The 17983-nt window shown below is 64.6% G+C and carries 16 protein-coding genes; 3 read left to right on the top strand and 13 right to left on the bottom strand.

The window, feature by feature from the left end:
* Positions 1-28: 28 nt before the first annotated feature.
* From CIT37_RS14325 to CIT37_RS14310, 4 genes are all read right to left on the bottom strand, one after another.
* Positions 29-2338: a xanthine dehydrogenase family protein molybdopterin-binding subunit gene (locus CIT37_RS14325; protein ID WP_028143314.1), complete on the bottom strand. Its 2310-nt coding sequence runs from the start codon at positions 2336-2338 to the stop codon at positions 29-31.
* Positions 2339-2499: 161 nt separating this feature from the next.
* Complete coding sequence (locus CIT37_RS14320; protein WP_095425604.1) at positions 2500-3030, bottom strand: GNAT family N-acetyltransferase; 531 nt, start codon at positions 3028-3030, stop codon at positions 2500-2502.
* A 49-nt stretch (positions 3031-3079) separates the two neighbouring features.
* On the bottom strand, positions 3080-3355 hold the full coding sequence (locus CIT37_RS14315; RefSeq protein WP_091959018.1) for a DUF1127 domain-containing protein: 276 nt from the start codon (positions 3353-3355) through the stop codon (positions 3080-3082).
* 356 nt (positions 3356-3711) lie between these two features.
* The gene (locus tag CIT37_RS14310) at positions 3712-3882 is read right to left on the bottom strand and encodes a hypothetical protein (RefSeq protein ID WP_240536405.1); all 171 of its coding nucleotides are present in this window, start codon (positions 3880-3882) and stop codon (positions 3712-3714) included.
* Positions 3883-4054: 172 nt separating this feature from the next.
* On the opposite strand from CIT37_RS14310, the gene CIT37_RS14305 reads away from it, so the two are divergent.
* Positions 4055-4204, top strand: a complete 150-nt coding sequence (locus tag CIT37_RS14305; RefSeq protein WP_162130954.1) for a hypothetical protein — start codon at positions 4055-4057, stop codon at positions 4202-4204.
* A gap of 201 nt (positions 4205-4405) precedes the next feature.
* Here CIT37_RS14305 and CIT37_RS14300 read toward each other — a convergent pair whose 3' ends face one another.
* From CIT37_RS14300 to CIT37_RS14275, 6 genes are all read right to left on the bottom strand, one after another.
* Positions 4406-4861 carry a DoxX family protein gene (locus CIT37_RS14300; protein ID WP_049801770.1) on the bottom strand — a complete coding sequence of 152 codons (456 nt, stop codon included), beginning with the start codon at positions 4859-4861 and terminating at the stop codon, positions 4406-4408.
* A 225-nt stretch (positions 4862-5086) separates the two neighbouring features.
* Positions 5087-6613 carry a murein biosynthesis integral membrane protein MurJ gene (gene murJ, locus CIT37_RS14295; RefSeq protein WP_095425605.1) on the bottom strand — a complete coding sequence of 509 codons (1527 nt, stop codon included), beginning with the start codon at positions 6611-6613 and terminating at the stop codon, positions 5087-5089.
* 263 nt (positions 6614-6876) lie between these two features.
* The gene (locus CIT37_RS14290) at positions 6877-8064 is read right to left on the bottom strand and encodes a DegT/DnrJ/EryC1/StrS family aminotransferase (RefSeq protein WP_028143319.1); all 1188 of its coding nucleotides are present in this window, start codon (positions 8062-8064) and stop codon (positions 6877-6879) included.
* Between the two features lie 11 nt (positions 8065-8075).
* Entirely contained in the window at positions 8076-9080 is a 1005-nt protein-coding gene (locus CIT37_RS14285; protein ID WP_038949052.1) for a Gfo/Idh/MocA family protein, read from the bottom strand.
* A 179-nt stretch (positions 9081-9259) separates the two neighbouring features.
* On the bottom strand, positions 9260-10672 hold the full coding sequence (locus tag CIT37_RS14280) for a mannose-1-phosphate guanylyltransferase/mannose-6-phosphate isomerase (protein ID WP_028143321.1): 1413 nt from the start codon (positions 10670-10672) through the stop codon (positions 9260-9262).
* Positions 10673-10679: 7 nt separating this feature from the next.
* Positions 10680-11669, bottom strand: a complete 990-nt coding sequence (locus CIT37_RS14275; protein WP_038949051.1) for an NAD-dependent epimerase — start codon at positions 11667-11669, stop codon at positions 10680-10682.
* A gap of 215 nt (positions 11670-11884) precedes the next feature.
* Here CIT37_RS14275 and CIT37_RS14270 point away from each other — a divergent pair, with 215 nt between their 5' ends.
* Both CIT37_RS14270 and CIT37_RS14265 read left to right on the top strand, forming a co-directional pair.
* Positions 11885-12844 carry a lysylphosphatidylglycerol synthase transmembrane domain-containing protein gene (locus tag CIT37_RS14270; protein WP_028143323.1) on the top strand — a complete coding sequence of 320 codons (960 nt, stop codon included), beginning with the start codon at positions 11885-11887 and terminating at the stop codon, positions 12842-12844.
* A 35-nt stretch (positions 12845-12879) separates the two neighbouring features.
* The gene (locus tag CIT37_RS14265; RefSeq protein ID WP_038949050.1) at positions 12880-13875 is read left to right on the top strand and encodes an MraY family glycosyltransferase; all 996 of its coding nucleotides are present in this window, start codon (positions 12880-12882) and stop codon (positions 13873-13875) included.
* Here the strand turns inward: CIT37_RS14265 and CIT37_RS14260 are convergent.
* From CIT37_RS14260 to CIT37_RS14250, 3 genes are read right to left on the bottom strand one after another with little or no spacing between them, the layout of a single operon-like run.
* On the bottom strand, positions 13863-14810 hold the full coding sequence (locus tag CIT37_RS14260) for an NAD-dependent epimerase/dehydratase family protein (protein WP_028143325.1): 948 nt from the start codon (positions 14808-14810) through the stop codon (positions 13863-13865). The genes CIT37_RS14265 and CIT37_RS14260 overlap by 13 nt on opposite strands.
* The gene (locus CIT37_RS14255; RefSeq protein ID WP_038971717.1) at positions 14807-16027 is read right to left on the bottom strand and encodes a glycosyltransferase family 4 protein; all 1221 of its coding nucleotides are present in this window, start codon (positions 16025-16027) and stop codon (positions 14807-14809) included. Before CIT37_RS14255 ends, CIT37_RS14260 begins: the two co-directional genes overlap by 4 nt.
* 2 nt (positions 16028-16029) lie before the next feature.
* A complete protein-coding gene (locus tag CIT37_RS14250; protein WP_161966403.1) occupies positions 16030-17943 on the bottom strand; it encodes an SDR family NAD(P)-dependent oxidoreductase in 1914 nt (637 codons plus the stop codon).
* Between the last annotated feature and the right edge of the window lie 40 nt (positions 17944-17983).

Genomic DNA, 17983 nt, shown 5'->3' with positions numbered 1-17983 from the left:
TTTATTCCCGCCGCGGAAGAATCGCCGCCTAGAGGCTGTGACGGCGATGGTGCTCGTTGATGGCGATCCAAACCCGCTCAGGCGTTGCCGGCATGTCGATATGGTCGATCTTGTATTCGCGCCAGAGCGCATCGACGATGGCATTAACGACGGCCGGACAGGAGCCGATCGCGCCGGCCTCGCCCGCGCCCTTCACCCCCAGCGGATTGGTCTTGCAGGGAACGTTGGCAGTCTCGAACACGAAGGCCGGCCCGTCCGCTGCGCGCGGCAGCGCGTAGTCCATGAAGGTCGCGGTAATGAGCTGGCCGTCGCCCGCGCCATAGACCACCTGCTCCATCAGCGCCTGGCCGATGCCCTGCATGGCGCCGCCATGCACCTGGCCGGCCAAAAGCAGCGGATTGAGCGTCTTGCCGAAATCATCGACGATCACGTAGTTGACGATCTTGATGATGCCGGTGGCCGGATCGATCTCGACCTCCGCCAGATGCGTGCCGTTGGGATAGGTGCCGTCGGCACTGGCGAAGGTCGCGCTGCCGTTCAGCTTCGACGGGTCGGCGCCGGGTCGCTTGGCGAGGTCGGCAAAGGAGATCGAGCGGTCGGTGCCGGCGATCCGGATCATGCCGTCGGTGATCTCGAGGTCGCCCGCGCTCGCTTCCAGCGCTTGCGCGGCGAACTCCTTCAGCTTCTTGCCGAGATCGCCCGCAGCACGCTGCACGCAGACGCCGCCGGTGGGAATCGAGGCCGAGCCGCCGGTGCCGAGGCCGGTCGCGATCTCCTCGGTGTCGCCCTGGCGGATATGCACGCGCTCCGGCGGCAGGCCGAATTGCTCGGCGACGATCTGCGCGTAGGCGGTCTGATGGCCCTGCCCGCTCGATTGCGTGCCGATCAGCACGGTGACGTCGCCACTCGGATCGAGGCGGACATTGGCCGTCTCCTCACCCATCACGCCGCAAATCTCGACATAGCTCGCAAGGCCGATGCCGCGGATCAGGCCCTCCTTCTTGGCCGCCTTGGCGCGCTTTGCAAACTCCTTCCATTCCCCGATCTCCATCGCGCGCTTGAGATGCGCGGCGAAATCGCCGGAATCATAGACCTTGCCCGTGGCCGTCTTGTACGGCAGCGCCTTCGGCGGGATGAAGTTCTTGCGGCGGATCGCGTCCGGCGTCGTGTCGAGTTTTCGTGCGCAGGCGTCCACGAGGCGCTCGATGACATAGGCAGCTTCAGGCCGCCCGGCGCCGCGATAGGCATCGACCGGCACGCTGTGCGTGAAGATGGTGCGCACCCGGCAGTGGAAGGCCTGGATGTCGTAGAGGCCCGGCAGCATGCCGGCGCCGCCATGCGGGATGTAGGGGCCGAAGGTCGACAGATACGCGCCCATGTCACCCATCAGGTCGCAGTCCATCGCGAGGAATTTGCCGTCCTCGGCCAGCGCCATCTTCGCGGTGGTGACGTTGTCGCGGCCCTGCGCATCGCCCAGGAAATGCTCGGAGCGGTCGGCCGCCCACTTCACCGCCTTCTTCAGCTTGCGCGCGGCAACCGCCATCAGGGCGTATTCCCGGTACGGAAACAGCTTCGTGCCGAAGCCGCCGCCGACGTCGGGGCAGATCACCCGCATCTTGTCAGTCGGGATGTTGAGCACGTTCTGGCACAGGATGTCGCGCAGGCGGTGGCTGCCCTGGCTGCCGACCGTCAGCGTCAGATGGTCGCGCTTGGAATCGTACTCGCAGACCGCCGCACGCGTCTCCAGGAAGCTCGCGACCACACGCGGGTTGACGATCGAGATTTCGGCGACTGCATGCGCCTTGGCAAAGGCAGCTTCCGTCGCGGCCTTGTCGCCGATCGAGACGTCGAACAGCACGTTGCCGGCCTTGTCGGGCCAGACCTGCGGCGCGCCCTTCTTCACGGCATTGACGACGCCGGTCACCGCCGGCAGGGGCGACCATTTGACGTCGATCGCCTCGATCGCGTCGCGCGCCTGGTCGATGGTCTCGGCGACGACGAAGGCGACGGCATCGCCGACATGGCGTACCTCGTCCTTGGCCAGGATCGGGTATGGCGGGCCGGTGAACGGATCGGTCTCGAGGTTGAACAGGCAGGGCAGATTGCCGAGATCCTTGACGTCGTCGGCGGTCAGGATCAGCGCGACGCCGGGCAGCCCGCGGGCGCGGCTCACATCGATGGTGTATTTGGCATGCGCGTGCGGCGAGCGCAGCATCAGGCAGCGCAGCGCAGCCTGCGGCGCGTAATCGTCGGTATAGCGGCCCTTGCCGCGGATGAGCGCGTCATCCTCCTTGCGCAGCACGCTTTGGCCAACGCCGAACTTGATGGGAGCCGCCATTTTATCTTCCCGTTCTCATGGTTGTTTTGCCGGCATATTGCCGTGGAAAAACTGGCAAGGCAAACGGGTTTAGGCGGGCCGTTCCCCCATTGAGGCCGATGATTCGAAGCCACCCCCGACGGTTCTGGCGCGACCAGGCCGGACAGCCGTGCGGGACGACCTTAGCGGCTGAATTTCCTGACCATAAAGTACTTGTCGTAGGTGGCCTCTCCTATGCGGACGGCAGCGGGATCGGTACCGTAGATTTCAAAGCCGTTACGCTTGTAGGTGTTGATTTTGATTGCAGCGGTCGATTCGAGCAGGACGGCGAGATGCACCTGCTCGCCGCGTGCCTCGGCATGGGCAAGAAGCTCCTTGATGAGCCGATCTCCGACCCCTTTACCTCGGCCCTCCTCCCTCACGTAAACCGTGAAGATGTTGCCCCTGTGCTGCGATCGCCGATCTGGCGATACATAGAAGCCCGCGACGCCCATCAAGCTCCCGCATCGAAATGCGCCGAGGATCATTCCATCCAGCCAACGGCGATAAGCCGCCATCATCGGCTCCCCGCCCTCGTCCTCTTCAGGAGACCCAAACGTTTGAGGGTGCATCTGAAGCGCCTCCGCGCGAATGTCGCGAAAAAGATCGAGATCATCGACATTCAATCGCCGGATTTCCACGTCCGCCTGAGCACCCGCAGCATGCGATATCATGTTCGCCTCCTCTCCTTGTCGCAGTGAAGAACGGCAGGAATTGTGTCCGTCACATCCCACCGCGGCCCCACAGAGTCCTCGTGCTGTCTCTCAATCTCTCGATGGCGCGCTCAGGCGCGATGCAATCGATATCGCCGCGCGTCAGACCGATGTCCATCAGCTCCCTGTCACTGAGGTCCTGCAAGGTGACCCCTGCGCGCGGCCGCCACTCCTGAAATGCACGCCAGTAGCGCCTGAGCAGGCTCAGGACGATGGAAAGGTCGAGGCCACGCCTTGCGGCATCGACCTCAATTTCGGGTGAGATGTTCGTCTGTTGGGGTGGCATCGGACGCTCCTGCTGTTGAGCCGGCAGGGAGCGTGGCCAAACAAAAGGCCCCGTCCGATGCCGGCGGGGCCTGGTGGAAAAGATGTCGTCGTCGAATTCCTAGCGCACGACTCCTTCCACGGCCCAGCCGAAGCGGGTCATGTGGTTGCGGTTGACGGTGCGCGAGCATTTAATCATGCAGCGCGTGTAGCACGCCAAACGCGCAAAATCAAGAGATGTGCCGATGTCCGCTGCATCCTGGGGGCGAGCACCTGCTTGCCTAGCCGCGCACGAGCGAGACAAGCCAGCTGCGGCCGAACAGGATGAGATCGCGAGAGCATGGACAATCGTGCCGCGGACGGCGAGCAGGACGAGCGTCAACTCGTCATGGAAATGCATCGAGGCGAAAGCTGAACCGCCGAAGCGCGCGATAGCCAGAACGCTGCGGCTATGATCACGGTCAGCAGGAATTTGCCGAGCGACATCAGCCAGGCACGGTCCAGCACGAGAAAGCCGCGCCGCGCGGCAAAGAAGAGCACCAGCAGCAAAATGGTCCAGCTTCCCGGCGTACACTCAGACGCCGTGCTGAGGCGATTGTCATGGCGAGCTACGGTTCTTCCGAGTGTTTCAGCATGTTGCCACTTTTAGGAGGACTTGTCGCGTGGGTTCAGATCGGCAACACTGCTCGGATTTCCAGTAATCGCTTTCATGGGTGTCCTCATGCCCGAAACATTGGAAACCTTGTTGTGGTGTGCCGCGCTCGCGACGTGGCTGATGCTTTCCTTCAGGATAATAAGCGAGCGCCTGAAGCCGCTCTCGAATCTCGTCAGCCATCTGCTCGAGGTTGCTTTCAGGCACAAGGCGAAGTGACGCAGTAAACGGCCGCAAAGGCACGGCTTGGCAGCTGCCGAGCTGGCAGAGCTGCGCGTCGCGTTGATGGCGTCAGACGAACGGACCAAACGGCACATCGTGCGGCTGCAACCTGTCGCAACTCTGCCGGGGCCGACGATGCTCACTCGAATCAAGTTATCGGCTATCAGGCCGAAGAAGCGGCTGAAACGAACAACGCTGCTAGCCTGCCAGCCTCCGATCGAGGGAGAACCGGCCCCCTCCGGTGACCAGGATCAACAGAGCGCCTCCTGATATCGAGATGTTCTTCAGGAAATTGTTGTACTGCCCGAACTGTTGCGGACCGGCGGGATATTCCCAGTAACGATGTGCGATTGCAGTAGCCGACAATACAAATAGAAACATCAAAATTGCGCAGTAGCGCGTACCAACGCCGAGTATCAAACCAACCGATATCAGTATTTCCAGGATGACGGTGGTCGTCGTGAACAGCTGCGGCACTGGAAGGTTGAGCGACCGAAAATAGCCCACTGAGCCACTGAAGTTGCCAAGTGCTCCATACGCGCTTCCAACAAACACCCATGCAAGCAGGATGCGGCCGATCAGGATCAGCAGGTCGGCATTGCCGGTGGCGAACTGGTCGATCCGAGATGTGGACCAGGAAGAGCGAAATGACATGGTCACTGCCTCATCGCGTTGCTGCCTGAGGACGGCACCTGAATGTCGAGATCGTATCACGATTGGCGAACCGCATGAAGGCCGCCCGGCGGGCATGACGCGCTGTAGACCCCTGGTGCCTCCGAGGCCCAACAAACGGTCCATCCGCTCACGGCGTTGTCCGCGTTCAAAGCGATTCTTCGGCGCGGTGAAGGCGGGGTAGGCGTGTTGGCTTTCGGCACGCGCCTAGCCGCGCACCAGCGAAACCAGCCAGCTGCGGCCGAACAGGATGAGGATCGCAAGCGCGTAGACGATTGTACCCCCGATCGCGAGCAGAACCAGCGTCAACTCGTCGTGGAAGCGCATCGAGGCGAGAGCTGAAGCGCTGAAGTGCGCGATCAGCCAGAACGCTGCGGCGAGGATCAAGCCGGTCAGCAGGAATTTGGCCAGCGACATCAGCCAGGCGCGGTCCAGCACGAGAAAGCCGCGCCGCACGGCGAAGAACAGCACCAGCAACAGATTGGTCCAGACACCGACGGCGGTTGCGAGCGCAAGGCCGACCTGGGCCAGCGATCCCATCAAGGCGACCTTCAGCGCGACATTGACCGCAATGCCGGTCAGCGACGCGCGAACCGGCGTTGCGGTGTCCTTGCGCGCATAGAAGGTCGCAACCGCGCTGCGGATCAGCACGAAGGGGATCAGGCCGATGGCGTAGGCCGCGAGCGTGCCGCCCGCGGCGACAGCGTCGGCCTTGGAGAACGCGCCGCGCGCGAACAGCGCGCGCATGATCTCGTCCGGCACGGTGAGGAAGGCCGCGACGAACGGGATTGAGAACAGCAGCGTGAAGTCGAAGGCGCGGCGCTGCGCCTTCATCGCGCCGTCATGGTCGTTGGCCGTGATCCGGCGCGACATCTCCGGCAGCAGCACGGTGCCGATGGCGATGCCGATCACGCCGATCGGGAGCTGGTTGAGCCGGTCGGCATAATAAAGCGCCGACAGCGCGCCGGCAGGCAGGAAGGTCGCGATGATGGTATCGGCGAACAGCGCCACCTGCGTGCCCATCGATCCCAGCGTCGCAGGCCCGAGTGCCTTGAAGAAACCGCGGACGTCTTCGTCGAGCTTCAGCGGCGCAAAGCGCGGCAGGCCGCCATGGCGGGCGAGATCGCCGGCCAGCAGGAAATATTGCAGGAAACCGGAGATCAGGACGCCCCAGGCAGCCGCATGGCCCGCGCTCGGAAACCAGACGGCGACCGCCAGCGTCATCATCATCGAAACGTTCAGGAAGATCGAGGCGGCCGCGGCGCTGGCAAAGCGCTGCATCACGTTGAGCATGCCGCCATAGAGCGTCACCAGCGTGATCAGCAGCAGATAGGGAAAGGTGATCCGGGTCAGCTCGATCGCGAGCTTGCGCTGCTCGGCATCGTCACTGAAGCCCGGCGCCAGGATGCGCATGGCCTGCGGCATGAACAGCCAGGCGACGATGAGCAACACCACCTGCGAGGCCAACAGCAGCGTGAAGATGCGGTCGGCGAACAGCTTTGCCGCCCCCCCCCCCTTCTCGCCATGGACATGCGCATAGGCCGGCACCCAGGCGGCGTTGAAGGCGCCCTCGGCGAAGATCGCGCGGAAATGATTGGGCAGCCGCAGCGCCACGAAAAAGGCATCGGCCACGGGGCCGGCACCGAGGATCGCCGCGAGCATGATGTCGCGGGCAAACCCCGTCAGCCGCGAGAGCAGCGTGTAACCACCGACCGTGAAGATGCGTCCGAGCATGTGGACTGTTCTAGAGACTAATCAGTCTAACGATAAGGCTTTGAAGTTTGACGTGATGAAAAAAGACGGCCGCTCGGCCTGCGATGCGCATTGCTGTGCCCTCTCCCCTTGTGGGAGAGGGCAGCGCCGCAAGTAGATATAAACTCAATCGGGTGAGGGGTTTCTCTCCTTGCATTCAGTGCGGAGAGAGACCCCTCACCCGTCTCGCCGCTTCGCGACGAGCCACCCTCTCCCACAAGGGGAGAGGGAAGAAAAGCGCAAGATCACCCCCCCAGCGCGCCGCGGACGGCGGCGATGATCCGCTCCTGGTCGGCTTCGGTCAAATAGGCGTGCATCGGCAGGCTGATGACATCCTGCGACAGGCTTTCGCAACCGGGCAGGCCGCCCCCGGCCACCGGATATTGCTTGTAGGCGGTCTGCTGATGCATCGACTTGCCGTAATAGATCGCGGTCGGCACGCCCTGGGCTTTTAGCGCGGCAGCGAAGCCGTCGCGGTCGGTGCCCTCAGGCAGGCGGATGGTGTATTGCGCCCAGACCGAGGTATTGCCCGGGCTGAGACGCGGCACGGTGACCACGTTGGACAGCCCACGCGCGTAGCGCTCCGCGACCTTGTTGCGGGCTGCGATCTCGTCGTCGAAGATCTTCAGCTTCTCGATCAGGATCGCAGCCTGCATGGTGTCGAGCCGGCCGGTCAGGCCGAGGCGGACGTTGTCGTATTTGTCGACGCCCTGCCCGTGCACGCGGATGCTGCGCAAGGTGGCCGCGAGCTCGTCGTCATCGGTGAAGATCGCGCCGCCGTCGCCGAAGCAGCCGAGCGGCTTTGCCGGGAAGAAGCTGGTCGTGGTGGCGAGCCCGAAGGTGCCGAGCTTGCGGCCCTTATAGCTTGCACCGAACCCTTGCGCGGCGTCGTCGATCACGAACAGGCCTTCGGCCCTGGCGATCTCGGCGATCGCATCGTGATCGGCGGGCTGACCGAACAGATCGACCGGAATGACCGCAACCGGCCTCAGGCCCGCCTTGCGAGCGGTCGCGATGCCGCGCTTCAGGGACTCAGGGCTCATGTTGAAGGTCGTCTCGTCGACATCGACGTAGACAGGGGTCGCGCCCATCCGTGCGGCCGGCGACGCGGTCGCGATGAAGGTGAAGGACGGACACAGCACGGCATCGCCGGGCCCGACGTTCTTTGCCATCAGCACCATCAGAAGCGCGTCGGTGCCGCTGGCGCAGCCGATGACATGCTTGGCACCACTGTAGGCCGCGAGCTGCTTCTCGAGCTCGGCGACTTCAGGGCCATTGACGAACTGGCAATGGTCGAGAACGCGCTTGACCGCGGCATCCAGCGAAGCGCCGAGCCGGCGGCGCTGCGAGCCGACGTCGATGAAGGGAATGGGTTCGGAACGCAGATGCTGGTTCATGACCTGGCTCTTGGCGCCTTCTTGAATGGTCGACATGGATGACGGGTTCAGCCGGCGACGCGGCGCGGGCCCTTGAGGGCGGGCGATTTGGCCGCGGGCCGCGACGGCGTCTCCAGGCACTGCGTCGCGATCTCGAGGCTGGCGACGCCTTCGTCGCCGGTGACCGCCGGCGTCTCGCCGTTGCGCACCGCCTTGAGGAACGCGATCAGCTCGGCGCGGAGCGGCTCGTCATGTCCGACCGGCAGATGCCGCATCGAATAGCTGCCGTCAGGCTTGAAGCCGAAGCACTCGGTGACCTGGCGCGTGAGCAGATCGCCCATCACGTATTTGCCGCGGGTCGCGACCGTGACGCTGCGCGCCTTGAACGGCGTCAGCCAGTTGGTGTTGATGTGAGCGAGCACGCCGCTCTCGGTGCGGAACTGCAGGAGCGCGATGTCCTCGCGCTCGGCGACGGCGCTCGACAATTGCGGCTGCACCTCGACGATGTCGGATTCGGTGAACCAGCGGATCAGGTCGATGTCGTGCACGGCGAGGTCGATGACGACGCCGACATTGGACATGCGCGGCGGAAACGGGCCGACGCGCGTGATCGCGATGGAAAGAATGTCTTCGCCAGCGATCGCCTGCTTGACGGCGGCAACCGCCGGATTGAAGCGCTCGACATGGCCGACCATCAGCGTGACGCCGGCCTTTTGCGCGGCAGCGACGATCTCGCGGCCCTCCTCCACCGTGGATGCGATCGGCTTCTCGACCAGAACATGAATGTTCTTGGCGATGCAGGCGAGCGCGACCTCGTGATGCAGGTGGGTGGGAGCTGCGATGGTGACGGCGTCGATGCCTTCGGCGAAGAGCTGGTCGAGCGTCTCGAAACTCGCGCAATTGGCAAGTTCCGTCGCGCGTGTGCGATGTGCCGGCGAAGGATCGACGACGCCGACGAGGCTGACGCCGGGAAGACCCGCAAGCACGCGCGCATGGTTGCTGCCCATCACGCCGGCGCCAATGACGCCGACGCGCAAGCCGGCCTTTGCCGGTGCAGATCCTTTGGAACTCATTTGAGCAAACCCCGATTCACGCAAATCCCCGGCGCGCTTCTAGCACGGACGCCACATTTGTGGCGAATGCCGCCTTGGCGGCCCGGACACGATTTGATTCAAAAAGTTACACGTTCCCCGGGCCTTAAGCCGAAAAATATCGCTCTTTGGCCCGGGTCTCGTGATTCGGAGTTTGCTGGTTACGACCTTTGATAGTCGTCTTCAATCCGAATGATGTCGTCTTCCCCGAGATAGCTTCCAGTCTGGACCTCGATCAGTTCCAGCATGATTTTACCGGGGTTCTCCATCCGGTGCACGGCGCCCATCGGGATGTAGATCGACTCGTTCTCGTGCACCGTCTTCACGGCCTCGTTGACGGTGACGCGGGCGGCGCCGCGGACCACGATCCAGTGCTCGGCGCGATGATGGTGCTTCTGCAGCGATAGTCGCCCGCCTGGCTTCACCACGATGCGCTTGACCTGGTGGCGCTCGCCATTGTCGACCGACTGATAGCTGCCCCAGGGCCGGTGCACCTTGAGATGCTCCTCGGTGACCTTCGGCGCGACCGACTTCAGCTTCGTGACGAGACGTTTCAGGCCGTTGGCATCCTTCTGGCGCGAGACCAGAACCGCATCAGCAGTCGCGACCACGACGAGATCGTCGACGCCTTCGAGCGCGACCAGCGCGGAATCGGTGGTGACGTTGCAGTTGCGGGAATCCTCGAACACCGCAGCGCCGTGCGACGCATTACCTTGTGCGTCCTTGTCGGAGAGCTCCCACACCGCGTGCCAGGAGCCGACGTCGGACCAGCCGCACGACACCGGCACGACCGCGGCGCGCGAAGTCTTCTCCATCACGGCATAGTCGATCGAGATCGCCTTGGCCGCGCCGAACGCCTCGGGCTCCAGCGTGACGAAGCCGAGATCGCGGCCGGCATTGTTGACCGCGTTGGTGACGGCCTCGACGCTTCCTGCATCGACCCTGCGATATTCGTCGAGCAGCACGCTCGCCGGGAACATGAAATTGCCGCTATTCCAGAGATAGCCCGAATTGACGTAGTCGGATGCCTTCACCGCGTCCGGCTTCTCGACGAAGCGCGCGACCGCATGCACCTCACCGGAGATCACCTCGCCCGGGTTGATGTAGCCGTATTCGGTCGCCGGCCGCTCCGGCTTGACGCCGAAGGTGACGATGCGCCCGGTGCTCGCGGCGTTACGGCCCTCGCGGCAGGCGGCAACGAAAGCGGAATTGTCCTGCACGACGTGGTCGGCGGCGAGCGCAAGCACGATGGCTTCACTGGCGCGGTTCTGCGCGAACACCGCGCCGGCCGCGATCGCAGGTCCGGAATCGCGACGCATCGGCTCGAGGATCACGTCGGCCTCGATGCCGATCTCGGCGAGCTGCTCCAGCACCATGAAGCGATAGGACGCATTGGTGATGACGATCGGCCGGTCGAACAGGGAGGGATCGGAAACGCGCAGCAGCGTGTCCTGGAAGGTCGAGCGCGTGCCGAACAGCGGCAGAAACTGTTTTGGCCGCACCTCGCGCGAAGCCGGCCACAGCCGCGTGCCGGCGCCGCCGCACATGATCAGGGGGATAATGCGTTTGTCCATCGTCATCTCAAACCTTGAAGTAGTCCCGATACCAGGTGACAAAATTATGGACCCCATGCTCGATCGGCGTTGACGGTGCAAAGCCGGTGTCGCGCATCAGGTCCTCGACATCCGCGAACGTTTCCAGCACATCTCCCGGCTGCATCGGCAGCAATTCTTTGATCGCCGTCCGGCCCAGCTCCCGCTCCAGAAGCCCGACGACGTGCATCAGTTCCTCCGGATGGTGATTGCCGACATTGTAGAGCTTAAACGGCGCATTTGCGGCAGCCGGATCGTCCGCAGGCACAAGATTGATCAGCTTGGATACTACACGTGTGACATCATCAACATAGGTGAAGTCGCGACGCATTCGGCCATGGTTAAACAGCCGGATCGGCTTGCCCGCCATGATGGCGTTTACGAACAGAAACATGGCCATGTCGGGCCGTCCCCATGGCCCGTAAATGGTAAAGAAGCGCAGTCCCGTGACCGGCAGGCGATAGAGATGGCTGTAGGACTGCGCCATCACCTCGTTCGCCTTCTTGGTCGCGGCGTAGAAGCTCACGGGATGGTCGGTGCGGTCCGCAACCGCAAATGGCAATTTTGTGTTGGCGCCGTAAACGGAGGATGACGAGGCGTAGACGAGATGACGACAACCGCTGTTGCGGCAACCCTCGAGGACGTTGAGAAAGCCCACCAGATTGGAATCGGCGTAGGCGTGCGGCTGCTCGATCGAGTAGCGCACGCCGGCCTGCGCCGCGAGATGCACGACCTCCGTAAAACGATGTTGCGCAAACAGCGCCGCCATCGTCTCGCGGTCGGCAAGATCGGCCTCGACGAAGGAGAAGCGGGGGTCGCTCTGCAACAGCGCCAGGCGCGCCCGCTTCAGTGCTGGATCGTAATAGCTGTTGAGATTGTCGAGCCCGACGACGGTGCGGCCTTCGCCCAGGAGCTGCCGGGCGACGTGAAAGCCGATAAAGCCGGCGGCCCCGGTGACCAAAATCGCCTGATCCGTCATCCTGTTCCCCGGGGATCCTTAGCCCGATCCTGTTTAGCCGTCACCTCAAGGTGATCGCAATAGGCCCGCCGCGGCTCATGCGCTCCATAATGCCCCTCCACGAGAGCCCACGAGAGCTATTGCAAGATCGGCGCCAAAACCATACCAAAGCGGCCGAATTCGGCGCTCGCGTCGGGTTGCCTCAAATCTTCGCAAACCCTGTTCATGCGGGCGAGATGCGCCGAATCCTGCTGTCGACGGCCAAAATCCTGATCTCCGCGGCGCTGCTCTATCTGGCGCTGCGCAAGGTCGATCTGTCCGAATTGTTTTCGCGCTTCACCGTGACCAGCCTGTTCTGGATCGGCGCCGCGATCACGGTCACCTTCCTGCAGATCTTCGTCGGCGTGCTGCGCTGGCGCGAGATCAGCGCCGTCTGCGGCGCGCCGCTCGAGCTCGGCCGCGCCATGCGCTACAACGTGATCGGCTCCTTCTTCAACCAGACCCTGCCGTCGGCGATCGGCGGCGACGCGGTCCGGCTCTGGCTGGTCGCGCGCGCCGGTGCCGGCTGGCGTGCGGCGACCTACTCGATCTTCGTCGACCGCGCGATCGGCTTGATCGCGCTCGCGATTCTGATCGTCGCGAGCCTGCCCTGGAGCTACACCCTCATCACCGATCCGCACGGGCGCTCGGCGCTGCTGCTCATCGATTTCCTGGCGCTCGCCGGCGGCCTCGGCTTCCTGGTTTTCGGCGCGCTGAAATGGCGCTGGCTGAAGACCTGGTGGGCCACGCATCACATTCACGCCTGTGCCGTGATCGCGAACCGCGTGATCTTCAGCCGCAGCCGCGGACCGATCATCGCAATCCTGTCGGTGCTCGTTCACGTGCTCGCCGTCGTCATCGCCTGGTGCGTCGTGCAGTCGATTGCGGCCCCGGTTCGCTTCAGCGACGTGTTCCTGCTGGTGCCACCCGTGATGCTGATCACGATGATGCCGATCTCGATCGCCGGCTGGGGCGTGCGTGAAGCCACGATGAGCCTGGCGTTCGGCTTCGCCGGCCTGGCCGCCAACGAGGGCGTCAACGTCTCGCTGCTGTTCGGCGCCGTGTCCTTCATCGTCGGCGCGTTCGGCGGCCTGGTCTGGATCCTCAGCGCGGAGAAAGCCGCGCAGGGGTCGGCGCCGATCGGAGTGCCGGAGTGACAACCCTCGTCGCGGGTCCGGACCATGCGGCCGGGCTGGTGCTGTTTGCGCTTGCGCCGGCCGTGCTGGCTGCACTGATCTCCGCCTGCATCATCTGGTGCAGCATGCCGCTGCTGCAGCGTTATGCACTGGCGCGTCCGAACGCACGCTCGTCGCACAAGATACCGACCCCGCAAGGTGCGGGCATCGCGGTTGTCGCAGCCACGCTGCTGGTGGCTGCGTCCTGGGCGGCCTGGACGTACGGCGCGATTCCCTTGCCTCTGATCGGCTCCGCCGTCGTGATCGCGATGGTCGGACTTGTCGATGACATCAGGCCCCTGCCCGTGCTGCTCCGCCTCGTGCTTCAGGCTGGAGCCGTGGCCGCCGTCGTATTCACGACACCGGAGACCGCGCGCATCGTGCCGGCGCTGCCGCTCGCGCTCGAGCGCGGCCTCATCCTGCTCGCCGGCATCTGGTTCGTGAACCTCGTCAATTTCATGGACGGGCTCGACCTCATGACCGTGGCGGAGGTGGTGCCTGTCACGGCCGCGCTCGGATTGCTCGGATGGTATGGCGACCTCTCGCCATCCGCGGCGCTGCTCGCCACGGCGCTGTGCGGGGCCATGCTTGGCTTTGCGCCGTTCAACCGCCCAGCCGCAAAGGTCTTCCTGGGCGATGTCGGCAGCCTGCCGATCGGCCTCTTGCTCGGCTGGTGCCTGCTGGAGCTCGCCTGGCACGGACAGCCCGCTGCGGCACTGCTGCTGCCTGCCTATTACCTTGCGGATTCCACCATCACGCTGTTTCGCCGCATCATCAGGCGCGAACCATTCTGGTCGGCACACCGCACGCACTTCTATCAGCGCGCCACCGACAACGGCTTTAAGGTCAAGCAGGTGATCGGCGAGGTGTTCGCGCTCAATCTCGTGCTGGCACTGCTTGCCATCGTCAGCGTTCGCGCCGGCTCGATGCCGGTCGCGATCGTCACCCTGTTCGCGGGCGCGGTCGCGGTCGCCTTCGTGCTGCGGCGCTTCTCCCGCCCTCAGGCATCCTGAGCCGACAGCGCCAGCCGCAACCCCTCGTCGAGGGACACCTGCGGCTGCCAGCCGGTCGCGAGCGCCTTGGAGATGTTGAGCTCGAGCGAGCCGATCAGGCTGTCATGCGTATCCTGCCGGCCCATGACGCTGAGCAGCGTGCTGAGCAGGCCCGGCGGCATGCCGAACAGCCGCAGGCTCTTGCCGGACGCTTCGGCCAGACGGGTGATGAATTCGGGTGTCGAGACCTGCTCCCTATCGGCGACGAGGAATATCTCGAAATTGCTGGCGGGATCGGGATGGCCGAGCCGGCGCAGGATGAACGACGACAGGTTCTGCACGGCAAGGAAGGCGCGCTGGTTGCGGATCGCGGCAACGGGCAGCGGCAACCCGAGCTGGACCGCGCGCGTCAGCAGCGCAAAATTGCCCTTGGCGCCCGCGCCATAGACCAGCGGCGGCCGGATCACCGAGATCTTCATGTCGTTGTCGCGCGCCAGCGTCCTCAAGCCCGCTTCGGCCGCAGCCTTGGACATGCCGTAGAGGCCGCGCGGCGTCAGGATATCGCTCTCGCTGAATGGGGCGCGGCCCTCGTTACTGCGGCCGTGCACCAGCACGGTGCTGATGAAGACGAACTGGCGCACGCCGGCCGTCGCCGCGCAGCGCGCCAGATGCAGCGTGCCGGCGATGTTGACGTTGCGGTAGAGCTGGACCGCATGCTCCTCGTGCTTGTGATGCACGCGCGCGGCGAGATGGACGACGGCGTCGACGCCTTCCAGCGCGGCTTGCCAATCGGTCTCGGGACCGATCGTCTCGATCACCACCTCGTCGTCGGCACCTTCCGCGCGACGGACCGCGCGGCGGACCGACCATCCCTCGCGCTGGAGCGCCGGCACGACATGACGGCCGACGAAGCCGCTCGCTCCCGTCACCAGCACGACTGGTTTCTTCTCGCTCATCGTTGCTCCGAAAGGTTCGCGGTGTGCAACAATTCGTCGATCACACGGGCATAGGCGTTCATCGCCGTCGTCCGGTCGAATCGCAATGCCGTCCTCACCGCGCGCTCCGTCATCGCATCGTCGTTGGAACGGGACGCCGCGCGGATCGCCGCGGCGAGCCGGTCCGGGCGGCCCGGCGTCACGACCCAGCCGAGCCCGTTCTCCACCACCGTCAAGGCAGCCTCGGACTCCGGCTCAGACACCAGCACCACGGGACGGCCGACCGCCAGCAGATTGTAGAACCGGCTCGGCACCGACACCCCTGCAACGTCCTTCCTGTATGGAATGATCCAGAGGTCGGCGGACGCCAGGAACGCCTCGAGCTCGGCATCCTCGACCCGCCCGACAAAGGAGACATTGGGCAGGTTCGCCGCTGCCTGCAACTGCTTCAGCCGTTCGAAGCCGATGCCCCAGCCGGACAGCAGGAAGTGAATGTCGGCCTCGTCCTTCAGAAGCCGCGCCGCCTCGAACACGATCTCCGGATCGTGGGTGAAACCGAGATTGCCCGACAGGCCGACGATGAAGCGCGCGGAAAGCGCCTTGCGGAACGGGTTGTCCGAATCGACCGGCCGCGGCGCGGGCACGAGCGTCGCCCAGTTCGGGATGAAGCGGATCTTGTTCCGCGTCATTCCGGCATAGCTCAGCAGCGGCCGCTCCGCGTCGCGGCCGATGGTGATGACGGCATTGAGCGCGCGGAACATCAGGCCGTTGGCGGCGCGCATCGTCCGCGTCACGAACGAGCCCGGCTTCAGCAGGCCCGCCATCACCAGCACGTCGGGAAAGAGGTCGTGCATGATCAGCGCCGAGCGTGCGCCCTTGAGCCTGGCTGCCGCCGCCACCGCGTAAGGCAGCATGAACGGGGCGGTGACCGTGAGCACGACGTCGCCTGCCTTGAGCTCGTGCAGCAAGGCGAAGAACGTGCGCGCCGCGAACAGCAGCTCCGAGACCCCGCGCCGCACCAGCGCCGCCTTGCCCGCCATGCGGTTCTTGATTGCGATGACGCGCGGCTTGCCCGGACCGGTCTGCAAGTCCGGCAACGCGCCCGGCCAGCCCGAGAGCACGACCACCTCGTGCTCGGCGGCGAGACGGCATGCGATCTCGGCCATGATCGCCGCCGTCGTGCTCGTATCCGGCGGATAATGCTGGCTCGCGACGACGATCTTGCCCCGAGGCTGCATGGTCAGGCCGCGGTCGACCCGAATTCGGGCACCGCATCCTTCAGGATAGTCCTGATGGTGGCGCGATCGTCGCGCGCGATCGCCTGCTCCAGCGCCGCAATCCATTTGCGCAACGTCTGCATCGGCGGCTCGTTCGGCTGCGCGGCCATGATGCCGGCAACGCCGATCTCGCGGGTCGGCTCCTCGGTGGCGAACAGAATCTCGTGCAGGCGCTCGCCCGGCCGCATACCCGTGAACACGATCTCGATATCGTAGCCCGGCTGCAGCCCGGAAAGGCGGATCATGCGCTCGGCGAGATCGACGATCTTCACCGGCTGGCCCATGTTGAGCACGTAGACCGAGACGTCGGGACGGTGCGTTCCGAGCGCATGCGTGGCCGCGGTGATGACGAGATCGCAGGCCTCGCGGATGGTCATGAAGTAGCGGACCATGTCGGGATGCGTCACCGTCACCGGGCCGCCGGCCTCGATCTGGGCCTTGAATTTCGGAACCACCGAGCCGTTCGAAGCCAGGACGTTGCCGAACCGGACCGAGATCAGCCGCATCGGCGGCTTGGCGCCGTGCGCCCCGGCTGCGAGGTCGTGATCCAGCGCCTGGCAGTACATCTCCGCAAAGCGCTTGGTCAGGCCGAGCATCGACACCGGCTCGATCGCCTTGTCGGTCGAGATCATCACCATGGCTTCGGCGCCGGCGGCAACGGCGGCATCCGCAACGTTGATCGAGCCGAAGATGTTGGTCTTGACGCCCTCGCTCCAGTCGCGTTCGAGGATGGGCACGTGCTTGAGCGCGGCGGCGTGGAACACGATGTCCGGCTTGAACCCCGCCATCAGGCGCACGATGCGCTCGCGGTCGCGGATGTCGGCGATCCGCCCTTCGATCTCGGCGGCCGCGCCTCGCGCGGCGAGCGCTTCCGTGATGGCATAAAGCGCGGGTTCGGAGTTTTCCACGATCAGGAGCCGCGCGGCGCCGAAGGCCACGACACGCTCGCAGATCTCCGACCCGATCGAGCCGCCGCCGCCGGTGACGATCACCGCCTTGCCGTTGATCAGCGCTTCCAGGCGCGCATAGTCGATCGTCTCGCTCGGCCGCAGCAGAAGGTCCTCGACCGCGACGGCCGTGAGCCGCGGCGTATCGCCGCTCTCGAGCGAAGGCATCCGGTTGACGATCACACCCAGCTTGCGCGCCCGCATCAGGATCGATTCCGGACGCGCTTCCGGCTCGAATGCCGAGGGCGTCATGACGAGGCGCGCGATCGGCTTGTTGCGCTTGGCGAAATCGGCGACGACGTCCTCGACGTCGTCGATGCCACCCAGCACCGGCACGTTGCGGATGAACTGGCCCCGATCCGAGCTCGACGGCGACAGCACGCCGACCGGCCAGATGCGCTTGATCGCCCCGCTCTCGATGCCGCGCAGGAGCACCTCGGCATCCGCGGCGCGGCCGATCAGCAGCGTCGGCGCGGCCTCCTCGCCCCTGGCATGACGCCGTACCCGCGTATAGCGGAAGTAGCGGTAGGTCATGCGCAGCGCGCTGAGGAAGGAGATCTCGAGGAACCAGTAGAGGACGATCGTCACCTTGCCGAGAAAGAAGGCGCCGCGGACGTTGGGGGAGACGAAGATGTAGTCGAGCACGAGCAGGGCGACCGTCAGCACGGTCGCGACGCGGATGATGTTCAACGCGTCAGGCAGCGAGATGAAGCGCCATTTCGTCGTAGTCAGGTTGAAGATGAAGAACACGACCACGCTGAAGGCGAGGAAGTAGGGCAGGATCTGGAACAGCAGCGGCAGGCGGTCGAAGAAGCCGTCGCCACCCTCGAATCGCAGATAGAAGGCGGCAAAAAGCGCCGCCGCGGTCGCCAGCAGGTCGTGGAGCGCGATCAGGAAATTGCGCAAGGTGAGATGCGAAAGACGCGTCATCCGCCGACCGATGAAAACCCAGTTAGATGCAACCTGACCG

The organism is Bradyrhizobium ottawaense (assembly GCF_002278135.3).
Lineage (GTDB): Bacteria > Pseudomonadota > Alphaproteobacteria > Rhizobiales > Xanthobacteraceae > Bradyrhizobium > Bradyrhizobium ottawaense.
This window is presented reverse-complemented; position numbering and strand designations above follow the sequence as displayed.

Excerpts from the sequence above, each read along its gene's own strand:
- CIT37_RS14325 (WP_028143314.1), bottom strand. The coding sequence starts at position 2,338 with ATGGCGGCTCCCATCAAGTTCGGCGTTGGCCAAAGCGTGCTGCGCAAG.
- CIT37_RS14320 (WP_095425604.1), bottom strand. The coding sequence starts at position 3,030 with ATGATATCGCATGCTGCGGGTGCTCAGGCGGACGTGGAAATCCGGCGA.
- CIT37_RS14315 (WP_091959018.1), bottom strand. The coding sequence starts at position 3,355 with ATGCCACCCCAACAGACGAACATCTCACCCGAAATTGAGGTCGATGCC.
- CIT37_RS14305 (WP_162130954.1), top strand. The coding sequence starts at position 4,055 with ATGCCCGAAACATTGGAAACCTTGTTGTGGTGTGCCGCGCTCGCGACG.
- CIT37_RS14300 (WP_049801770.1), bottom strand. The coding sequence starts at position 4,861 with ATGTCATTTCGCTCTTCCTGGTCCACATCTCGGATCGACCAGTTCGCC.
- murJ (WP_095425605.1), bottom strand. The coding sequence starts at position 6,613 with ATGCTCGGACGCATCTTCACGGTCGGTGGTTACACGCTGCTCTCGCGG.
- CIT37_RS14290 (WP_028143319.1), bottom strand. The coding sequence starts at position 8,064 with ATGTCGACCATTCAAGAAGGCGCCAAGAGCCAGGTCATGAACCAGCAT.
- CIT37_RS14285 (WP_038949052.1), bottom strand. The coding sequence starts at position 9,080 with ATGAGTTCCAAAGGATCTGCACCGGCAAAGGCCGGCTTGCGCGTCGGC.
- CIT37_RS14280 (WP_028143321.1), bottom strand. The coding sequence starts at position 10,672 with ATGGACAAACGCATTATCCCCCTGATCATGTGCGGCGGCGCCGGCACG.
- CIT37_RS14275 (WP_038949051.1), bottom strand. The coding sequence starts at position 11,669 with ATGACGGATCAGGCGATTTTGGTCACCGGGGCCGCCGGCTTTATCGGC.
- CIT37_RS14270 (WP_028143323.1), top strand. The coding sequence starts at position 11,885 with ATGCGCCGAATCCTGCTGTCGACGGCCAAAATCCTGATCTCCGCGGCG.
- CIT37_RS14260 (WP_028143325.1), bottom strand. The coding sequence starts at position 14,810 with ATGAGCGAGAAGAAACCAGTCGTGCTGGTGACGGGAGCGAGCGGCTTC.
- CIT37_RS14255 (WP_038971717.1), bottom strand. The coding sequence starts at position 16,027 with ATGCAGCCTCGGGGCAAGATCGTCGTCGCGAGCCAGCATTATCCGCCG.
- CIT37_RS14250 (WP_161966403.1), bottom strand. The coding sequence starts at position 17,943 with ATGACGCGTCTTTCGCATCTCACCTTGCGCAATTTCCTGATCGCGCTC.